Source organism: Streptomyces griseoruber (assembly GCF_001514205.1).
In the GTDB taxonomy this organism is placed as follows: domain Bacteria; phylum Actinomycetota; class Actinomycetes; order Streptomycetales; family Streptomycetaceae; genus Streptomyces; species Streptomyces griseoruber.
Genome location: NZ_KQ948816.1, coordinates 1 through 2,437, shown reverse-complemented (window position 1 = coordinate 2,437; position 2,437 = coordinate 1). Strand labels below are relative to the sequence as shown.

2 protein-coding genes are annotated in these 2,437 nt (G+C 71.5%); both read right to left on the bottom strand.

Features of this window, described 5'->3' with window-relative positions:
- Positions 1–558: beta-ketoacyl synthase N-terminal-like domain-containing protein (locus AQJ64_RS44685; protein ID WP_211286548.1), on the bottom strand; the 558-nt coding region annotated here is incomplete at its 3' end.
- Between the two features lie 47 nt (positions 559–605).
- Positions 606–2,437 (bottom strand): type I polyketide synthase (locus tag AQJ64_RS44680; RefSeq protein ID WP_211286547.1); only part of this gene is annotated, 1,832 nt, incomplete at its 5' end.

The following is a 2,437-nucleotide window of genomic DNA, read 5'->3' as shown; positions in this document are numbered from 1 at the left end:
GGCCGCGATGCTGCCCGCGCTGCCGTTGAGCAGGTAGCCCTCGAGTTCTTCTGGGGCCTTGCGGACCCGGGATCCGTAGTCGTGGTACATCAGGCCCATGTAGACGCCGGTACGGCTGCCGCGCAGCGACGCCGGGTCGATGCCCGCCCGCTCCATCGCCTCCCACGACGTCTCCAGCAGCAACCGCTGCTGCGGATCCATCGCCAACGCCTCACGCGGCGAGATCCCGAAGAACTCGGCATCGAACTCCGCCGCGTCGTAGAGGAACCCACCCGACCGCGAGTACGACTTGCCCACCGCGTCCGGATCCGGATCGAAGAGACCGTCGACGTCCCAGCCGCGATCGGTCGGCCACGACGACACGGCGTCGCCCGCCGAGACGACCAGCCGCCACAGGTCCTGCGGTGTGCGCACGCCGCCCGGGAACCGGCAGCCCATGCCGACGATCGCGACGGGCTCGTGGGCGTCGTCCTGGAGCTTGCGCAGGCGTTCACGGGTGTCGTGCAGATCCGCGGCCGCCTGTTTGAGGTACGAGCGCAGCTTGTCCTCGGTGTTCACTCTTTCCCCCTGTGTGAAGTCTTGAAGGTCCGTCGCCGGGCTTCGTGTCAGATGCCGCTGTCGAGGAAGTCGAAGAGCTCGTCGTCGCTGGCCGCGTCGAAACGGTCCGCACCGGACGCTTCGCCGGCACTCGCCAGGTCCGCACCGAGGTGCTTGGCGACGAGTTGCTGCATCCGGCTCAGCACGCGGTCGCGCGCCTGCTCGTCGGGCGCCAGGGTGGCGAGCGCGGACTCCAGCTCGTCGAGGTCGGTCAGCATCCGGTCCGCCAACGACTCCTCCTTCGGCCGCAGCTCCTGCCCCAGGTGGTCGGCGAGTGCGGCGGGCGTCGGATAGTCGAAGGCCAGGGTGGCGGAGAGCCGCAGACCCGTGGCACGCGTCAGACGGTTGCGCAGTTCCACCGCGCCGAGGGAGTCGAAGCCGAGTTCCTTGAAGGTCTGGTGCGGCTTCACGGCGGTCGCCGTGGCGTGGCCGAGGACTCCGGCGGCCTGCAGACAGACCAGATCGCGAAGCCTCTCGGTCCGCTCCGCCTCGGGGACGGCCGCCAGCCGCTCGGCCAGGGTGGCCGTGTCCGTGGCCGGGCCGTTGTCCGCCGTGGCCGCCGTCCGCTGCGCGGGCCTGCGGACCAGTTCCCGCAGGATGGCCGGCAGGGTGCCCGCGGCGGCCTGTTCACGCAGGCTCGCCTCGTTCAGCACGGCGGGCAGGACGAAGGGCTCCTGGGCCCGTACGGCCGCGTCGAACAGGGCGAGTCCCTGCGCGGACGTCATCTCCGCGAGGCCGATCTGCGCGATGCGCCGCATGGCGATCGTGTCGAGGTGTTCCGTCATCTCGCTGCGGTCGGCCCAGAAGCCCCAGCCGAGGGCGGTACCGGGCAGCCCGCCCGCGGCTCGGTGCGCCGCGAGCGCCTCCAGGAACACGTTGGCCGCCGCGTAGTGCGCCTGGCCGGAGCTTCCGAAGGTGGCCGCCGCCCCCGAGAAGAGGACGAAGGAGTCGAGCTGGTGGTCCCGGGTGAGGTCGTGCAGGTTGAGCGCGGCGTCGATCTTCGGGCGCAGGACTCGGTCCAGCTGATCCGCTGTCAGCCCGGTGACCACGGCGTCGTCCAGGACGCCGGCCGAATGGACCACCGCGGTCAGCGGCCGCTCCTGGGGGATGCCCGCCAGTACGGCGGCCAGCGCCTCACGGTCCGCCGCATCACACGCGGTGACGGTGGCCTGCGCACCTAGCTCTGCCAGTTCCGCGACCAACTCCGCAACGCCCGGTGCTTCCTGTCCACGTCGGCTGGTCAGCAGCAGATGCCGCACCCCGTGTTCGACGACGAGATGCCGGGCCACCAGAGCACCCACCGTGCCGGTACCACCCGTGACCAGAACCGTGCCGGCATCCCCACCGAAGCTCACGGCCGTGTCGGCGGCAGGCGCCCCGTGCCGTACGAGCCGCGGCACGAACACGGCACCGTCACGCACCGCCAGCTGCGGTTCCTCACCCCGTGCGAGACTCGCGGCCACCGCCTCCTCGGCACCGTCCACCAGCCCGAAGCGGTCGGGATGCTCCCGCTGCGCGGATCGCACGAGGCCCCACACCGGAGCGTTCACCAGGTCCACGACGTCGTCACCCGGCCGCACGGCGACCGCACCCCGGGTGAGGAACACCAACCGTGTCGAGGTCAGGCGCTCGTCGGACAGGAACCGCTGAAGGAGCGTCAGGGCGCGCTGTGTCGCCTCCCGCGCCTGCTCCGCCAACCCCTCCGGTGGCACATCACCAGCCGTGAACGACGCGATGACGACGTCGGGAACGGCCTCCCCGAGAGCTGTCGGATCCAGGTCGGGTGCCAGGGCGGCCCAGCCGCCCGCGGCCGCCCGGTCCGACACGACCTGAACCGGCT